Genomic DNA, 6958 nt, shown 5'->3' with positions numbered 1-6958 from the left:
GTTCCCTTTCCACCTGCTCGGCGGGCGTCAACCCGCCACCCGTCGCATACCTCATGTAAAAGGTTTACCCACTCGCCAGCAGCCGTCACCAGACATAGTGACACCACATATTAATCATCAGTAGCGGTAGTCGTCGGAACCGAGACACCGGTAGTAGTAGATCTTCTTGTTCGTGGTCCGTGTCGAGGTGCGGTACTGTAGTAGCCGTAACCACAGGCCGAGCACGCTGCGAGACCCTGTAGCAGTGAGGGGGTCGTCTTCGTGTTGCGGGGCGCGAAACGCTTGTTTTCCTCGAGGCGGGCCGCGACCCGTTCGAACATCTCCTCGCTGACAAGGGCGGGCACCGGGATCTCGACCCACTGGTCACGGGGCCGGTCGACGACTCTGGTCGGCCGTGGTGTTGAACGCCCCTGAAGCCGCGCCACCCGGTTCAGGCCGGCCGGTGTGTTGTCGACCATCGTCTTCCCGAACACCGCCGTCCCCTTGTAGGCGGGATTCCGTAGCATCGCCCAGATCACCGACCGGTCCCAGCTATTCTTGCCGGTGCGGGTAGGCACGCCTTTCTCGGTCAGCCAGCGGGCCAGCGCCGCGATGGAGACGCTTTCGTCGGCGTAGCGGCGGAACATCTCGGTGACCAGGATCGCCTCGTGCTGGACGATCTCGTAGCCGGCACCGAGCTGGTCGGACCGCCGACGGTAGTGATACCCGAACGGCGCCCCGGACAGCACGTTCACCGACCCCGCCCGGGCGCGATGTGCCTTCCCGCGCCGGTAACGCTCCAGGATCTGCGCCTTCTCATATTCCGCGAACATCCCCTGGAACTGGACCATGAGCTGGTCTTCCGGGCTGTCCCCGCGAGGCCCTTTAATGAACTCGACGCGGGTACCGGCCCGCGCGAATTCCTCGATCAGCAGCGCCTGGTAAGCGAACTTCCGGGCGAGCCGGTCCGGGGAATAGCACAGAACCACATCGATCTGCACCGCCGCGACCAGGTCCCGCAGCTGTTCCAGCGCCGGGCGTGTCAGCGTCGCACCCGAATGGCCGTCGTCCTCGAAAACCCACTCGGCCGGCAACGCCGCCCCCATCTGCCGGGCATGTTCACGCAGCGCCGCCGTCTGCGAGGCGATCGTCTCGTTCTTCTTCTGCCGGTCCGACGACACCCGGGCATAAACCGCCACGTTCACCATTCTCGTCTCCTGTCTGCTCGTCCGTCTGGATTTTCAGCCGCCGCAGCGGGACCAGGAATCCATACGCGATCGACAGATCCCGGACCGCATGGCGGTCGAACACATACTCAAGGGCGATCGCCCGCTCATTCATCCGTCGGACTTCCCGCCCCGGCTGACACGAGACAGTCCGACAAAGCGCCGGCCACGAGCGACGAAATCGTCGTGCCGCGAACCCGGGCTTCCTCACGTATTCGCTCGGCCAGCACAGCGGGAAGCTTGACCGTGAACACCACCATCGGCTCAGGAACGACCACCCGCCCACCCGCCGCCGAATCGGCGTAACGCCGGGCCTGCCGCAGCGAAACCCCAAACCGCGCGGACAGCAGAAGGGCGGCGTCCCCCATCGGAACGCCGCCCTCCAGCAGCCCAGCCGCAGCGTTCACCCGCTCGGCGTACTCACCCGCACCCACACGACGACGATCACCCACGGGCACATCAGTACTACCGCCTGTGCCGCGGCGTCACCTCGACACGCCGAGGCAGCTCCAGCCGCCGGTAGCTCAACGTGACCTCGAACTCGAAGTTGCCAAGTGCGTTGGGGGCGTACCAGCGCCCACATGCGGGCCGGGCCGCTGGTTACTGATTGCACTCGTCACGATCCCCGACTGAAGGTGTCCAGCTCGCCGGGTGTGAGGACCAGGGCGGGGTCCGCCGGGCGGCACCGCGCACGGCTGAGGGATGGTGGACACCGCGAGCGCACGGGCCGCGTGTCATCCTGGGATCGGCCAGCCGTGTTCTGTCGCCGCGGATGCCAGGCGCCCGCAAGGGAGGAACCCGCATGCTGGACGGAACCGGGTCGGCACAGCTCGCAATCCTCATCGACGCGGAGAACATCCCGCTGTGGGCCGTCGAGCCGCTGCTCACCGAGAGCGCCCGCTACGGGAAGGCCCGGGTCAGGCGTGCCTACGGTGACTGGTCCGGCTCGCTGAGGAACTGGAAGAAGACCCTGCAGGAGCTGTCCATCCGGCCGGTCCAGGTCTTCGCCGCGGTCAAGGGCAAGAACGCCGCCGACCTGGCGTTGACGATCGACGCGATGGACCTGCTGCACTCCGGCTCCATCGACACGATCTGCATCGCCTCCTCGGACAGCGACTTCACCCGGCTGGCCGAACGGATCCGCGAGAGCGGACTGACCGTCCACGGGTTCGGCGAGGAGACGAAGACGAACCCGGGCCTGCCCGCAGCCTGCGACACCTTCGTCTTCGTCGAGACCCTCATGGCCGACACGCCACCGACACGCACCGCGAAGCCCGACCAGACGCTCGTACCCGCCCAGGCCACCCCGCCTGAGGCAAGCGACATCACGGAGAACGCCCCGCCGAGCCCGGAAACCAGCCCGGCGCAGGTCATCGCCGCCCCGCAGACAAAGAAGAAAACGCAGGCCTTGGCCGGCCCTCCCACCCGGGCGACGACCGCTGAGCTGCGCGCGGACATCGCACTCATCAGCCGACTCCGCGAGGCGGTCACGACGAACACCGGCCCCGACGGCTGGACCCACCTGTCTGCCGTCGGGTTGGCCATCCGCAAGCACCCCGCCGTCGTCCTGAAAACCTACGGCTACTCCCGCCTCACGGACCTGATGATCGCGACCAACCTGTTCGAACTCCAGCGCAACGGCCCAGGCACAGCCGGCCCTGTCCACGCACGCCTCAAGTAGGCACTCGAAGCACCGCAACGACCGCGCCCCCGCTGACAGCGCCCAAGGGCGGACCAGTTCCGCCCGCCCTCACGCCCCCTGATGATCGGCCGGCCAGCCGCGCCGCACCAGCGGCCACGAGCGACCTCGAAAGGGGCAATTACATGGTTCAGAGCTGCCCTGACATCAGGGCCGATAGCGCCACGCCCGCATGCGCTGGGACGACGGCGATCGGGTCGAGCTCGAGCTGGCAGCCAGCGGAAGACCCCGCGCGTGTGTAGATCATCGATCTCCGACCATCATGTCCCTCCGCTTGGTCTGGGGCCAGCAGAGACGGAGTGGACCGCGGTGGTGCGGGTGCGGGTGTGGCTCGTTGAACTGGCTGACACCTGGTTATGGCAGGTGACGTGGCCGGCGATCGCAGCCCATCACGAGTTCATCACGGCCCAGCTGAAGCCGGGGGTGCGGATGTCGATGCTCCTTATCTGACCATCGCTCCAACGACGTGCGCACATTCGCCACGAGGGCAGCCCACGCCCCGATCCCGGCCAGCGCGCGCTTCGCCACCCATCGCGGCCGCCCCAGGGCACAGACCTACCATCCGACGCGAACGATCAATGTGATAGAACTCGTGTCATAAGGTCGCCGCGGACGGGGGGCGGGCGTTGCTCGGGGCTTGGGATCTTGGCATGCGCTCAAAACCTCCCTGCCTTGCTCACGTCCAGCTTGCAACTGAATGCTCGATCGCGATCGGCACTTCCGCTCCGGAAACCGCGCATTCCTGGCTGTGGCCCTCGCGGCAAAATATTGAAATACACCGGGGGGAACCATGCGCTTGAGCCGTATCACGATCTCTAACCATCGCCGACTGGTCGACGTGTCGATAGAGGTTCGTAAGCACCTCGTTCTCGTCGGGCCGAACGACGTGGGTAAATCGTCCCTGCTACGGTGCCTGGACCTCCTTTTGGGTGCGAGCACGGCGCAGTTGTACGCACATCTGGGACCGGAGGATTTCCGCGACCCGGACCAACCCCTGGTCATCGAGGCGGAGCTGATCGAATTCTCGCCCGCAGACCAGGGGTTGTTCCCGGACGAGATCTCAATCAATCCTGTCACAGGAGAGGCCCGGCTGCTCGTACGTCTGGCGGCCTCAATTGACGCCAGCCGGACTTTGTCGGTAGAAAGGACAGCGCCGGGTGGGGGAACTGGCCGTCAGCTCTCACGTGAGCAGCTTGCCGGTTTCGGTTGGAAGCTGCTCACAGCGACCGCCTCCTCGCGAGATTTGAAGGACCACCGTCGCACCGTCGTCCACGACATCTTGCAGTCAATTGACCTCGGCCCGGAGCAAGCAGATTTCGACTTGCTTACCGACGCCATCCAGGAAAACCTTCGCACGTCCACCATACTGGGCGGGCTGCGGGAGGATCTAGCCGGGCAGCTATCCAGGGCGCTCCCGGAGGTTGTCAAGAAGGATGACCTGGTGTTTATCTCAGGCGCCGCAGCCGAGAACGACCCGCTTAGCGACGTGCGACTGCAGATCGCCAAGGACGGTGAGCAGAAGAACCTGACAGAGCAATCCGACGGGATGCGTGCCCTGTACGCGATCGCGCTATACGACCTAGTGAGCGTCGGCGCGAACATGGTCGGCATTGACGAGCCCGAACTGCACCTCCACCCGACCAGTCAACGGGCCCTGGCTCGGCTATTGCAGAGTGGCCCGAATCAAAAGCTTCTCGCAACGCACTCGTCCGATATCGTCGGCGCCTTCGAGCCCGAGTGCATCGTCGCTGTCCGAGCGGGCGGCAAGCTCGTTCAGCCAGCCGAAGCGTTCCTGTCCGATGACGAACGCATGACCGTTCGGTGGTGGGTCCGCGACAAGCTCGAACCGCTCACGGCGCTGCGTGTCATCGGTGTCGAGGGAATCTCGGATCGGATCATTCTCGAACGAGTCAGCGATATCACTGACCGTAACCTCGACCGGCTAGGAGTCTCGTTGATCGAGACCGGGGGTGCCGGCGATATGGGTGCGATCATCAAATTGTTCGGCGAGTCGGGGTTCAACATTCCAATGTCGATGCTGATCGACGCCGACGCAATAAAGGATACCGCCAACAAGCTCGCCGTTGCCGAGGCAGATTTGTCGAAGCATTCGGTCTGGGTCTCCACACCCGATCTCGAGGCCGAATACGTTGCGGCTTTGGGGGCCGCCGCCGTGTGGGCCGCGCTCTCGAGGTCGTCATTGTTCACCGCCAATGAATTGTCTGTGTGCGCCGTGACCGGCCCTGAAGGAAGTCGGACAGATCAGGACGTTGCGGGTTTCTGCCGCAGCAAGAGCAAAGTCAAGGTCAAGGCCGCGATGGTGATCGCACCCCTCCTCAACGAGAAGACCGCCCGTAAGATCAACAGCATCGACAAGCTGCTCACCGCCATTGCGGTGATCTGAGTGGTCACACCAACGTCCGCGCAGCGGCGCATCCGTGACCATCAGTCGCTCGACCTGCTCGCGCTCGCTCCTGCAGGGTGCGGCAAGACGGAGGCGCTGGCCTTGCGCGTCGCTGGCTTGATCGACCGCAAGGAGATTCGCGCGCCTCAGAGGGTGCTTGTCACGACCTTCTCAAATCGGGCGCGCGACAACATCCGGGATCGACTCGCCAGCTATTTGCCACCGGCGGTGCGACGTGACCGCGTAACCGTGGTGAACTTCCATGGCCTGTCCGCCCGAATCTATCGGGCTCACGCGAAGGTGATTGGGATGAGCCCGGACCTTCTGATTCCCGACAGCGACTGGGTCGGCGAGCAATGCCGCAGCCGCAGGTTGAGTTTCAACATGATCAGCACCGTCCGGGACACTTTGCGTATCGCTAAGCAGAATGCCGCCGACGACACAGAAGTGGAGCGGCTGCTAGCCGAATCGGATCACGACGTGGTGGTGGAGATCGAGCAGCTGAGGCGCGCGCAGAACCGGCTGACCTATGATGATTTGCCTCGCCTGGCCGAGCTTATCCTGGCCAACGACACGGTCGCCCAACTGTACCGCCATCACTTCGCTGCGGTGATCGTCGATGAATTTCAAGATCTAACCCCGCAGCAGCTTCGCCTGGTCAACCGCATCGGCTACAAAAAGACCACCTACGCTGGCGACCTCGCGCAGGGAATCTACGGTTTCGCCGGCGCGGAGCCCGAAGAGATCGACCGAGCCGTTCGGGCAGAGTGCGGGCTCAACGTCATCGAGTTCTCCGAATCGCATCGCTCCTCACCGGCCGTCCTCAACGTCGTTAACGCGCTCACTCCACGAACCGGAGGAACGCTGCTCACCAGCGCCGACCCTGCCTCTTGGCCCGGCGGGGGCTTGGCGGCGCACGCTGCTTTCAGTGACGCCGACAGTGAGGCACAATGGGTGATCGACTTCACCAAGTTTGTGCTTACTAGCGCACCGAATCACCGCGTCGCAATCATCGCTCGCACTAATCCTCGCCGACGGTTCGTTGACACCTTCATGGAACAATCCGGCTTGCCGTTTCACCGCTGGGATGACGGCGTCCTGGACACCGATACCGCCAGGATCGTCAAAGCCATGCTCGCCAGATTCGACTTCGCCAGGTATCAAAATGCCGAAGACAAGCTAGCCTATCTACGCCAAGTAGCCGATCTCGAAGCCCTGCAAGATCCCAGCAGCCGCGAAGCGCTCGCAGGCGCCCTCAACTGGTGCTACGACCTTCTCGATGAAGGATTCTCACTAACCGCTATCCGCGCACGGGTAAGAATCGGCGACCAGAATACGCTGATCAACGTGCCCGGAGTGCACCTACTCACTGGTCACGTCGGCAAAGGGCAACAGTTCGACTGGGTCGTCATCATCGGAGCCGAAGAAGGCTGCATCCCAGATTTCCGAGCCGACACCCAGGAGGCGGTTCTGGAAGAAGCACGTGTGCTGTCCGTAATGGTGTCCCGGGCCCGCCATGGTGTCCTAGTACTCCAGCCGGACTTTAGTGATCATTTTGATCTGATGGGTCATGGTTGAGATGCGACGTTGAGGTGGAGCCGGTCCAGGCACGCAAGAGGCCACCGGTGATCATCGAGGTTTGTGACGACT

General features: G+C 63.8%; 5 protein-coding genes. 3 read left to right on the top strand and 2 right to left on the bottom strand.

The features are described 5' to 3' along the window. Window positions 1-110: 110 nt before the first annotated feature. Both AB1460_RS34875 and AB1460_RS34870 read right to left on the bottom strand, forming a co-directional pair. Window positions 111-1187: a recombinase family protein gene (locus tag AB1460_RS34875; RefSeq protein ID WP_368966635.1), complete on the bottom strand. Its 1077-nt coding sequence runs from the start codon at window positions 1185-1187 to the stop codon at window positions 111-113. A gap of 125 nt (window positions 1188-1312) precedes the next feature. Continuing rightward, window positions 1313-1639: a hypothetical protein gene (locus tag AB1460_RS34870; RefSeq protein ID WP_368966633.1), complete on the bottom strand. Its 327-nt coding sequence runs from the start codon at window positions 1637-1639 to the stop codon at window positions 1313-1315. 368 nt (window positions 1640-2007) lie between these two features. Between AB1460_RS34870 and AB1460_RS34865 the strand changes: the two genes are divergently transcribed. From AB1460_RS34865 to AB1460_RS34855, 3 genes are all read left to right on the top strand, one after another. Next, window positions 2008-2886 carry an NYN domain-containing protein gene (locus AB1460_RS34865; RefSeq protein ID WP_368966632.1) on the top strand — a complete coding sequence of 293 codons (879 nt, stop codon included), beginning with the start codon at window positions 2008-2010 and terminating at the stop codon, window positions 2884-2886. Between the two features lie 808 nt (window positions 2887-3694). Next, entirely contained in the window at window positions 3695-5308 is a 1614-nt protein-coding gene (locus tag AB1460_RS34860; protein ID WP_368966630.1) for an ATP-dependent nuclease, read from the top strand. Beyond that, a complete protein-coding gene (locus AB1460_RS34855; RefSeq protein WP_368966629.1) occupies window positions 5309-6886 on the top strand; it encodes a UvrD-helicase domain-containing protein in 1578 nt (525 codons plus the stop codon). Window positions 6887-6958 lie beyond the last annotated feature (72 nt).

This window comes from Parafrankia sp. FMc2, from assembly GCF_041008525.1.
Classification (GTDB): Bacteria; Actinomycetota; Actinomycetes; order Frankiales; family Frankiaceae; genus Parafrankia.
The sequence above is the reverse complement of the archived record's forward strand: the minus strand, read 5'-3'. Positions and strand labels throughout refer to the sequence as shown.

Excerpts from the sequence above, each read along its gene's own strand:
- AB1460_RS34875 (WP_368966635.1), bottom strand. The coding sequence starts at position 1,187 with ATGGTGAACGTGGCGGTTTATGCCCGGGTGTCGTCGGACCGGCAGAAG.
- AB1460_RS34865 (WP_368966632.1), top strand. The coding sequence starts at position 2,008 with ATGCTGGACGGAACCGGGTCGGCACAGCTCGCAATCCTCATCGACGCG.
- AB1460_RS34860 (WP_368966630.1), top strand. The coding sequence starts at position 3,695 with ATGCGCTTGAGCCGTATCACGATCTCTAACCATCGCCGACTGGTCGAC.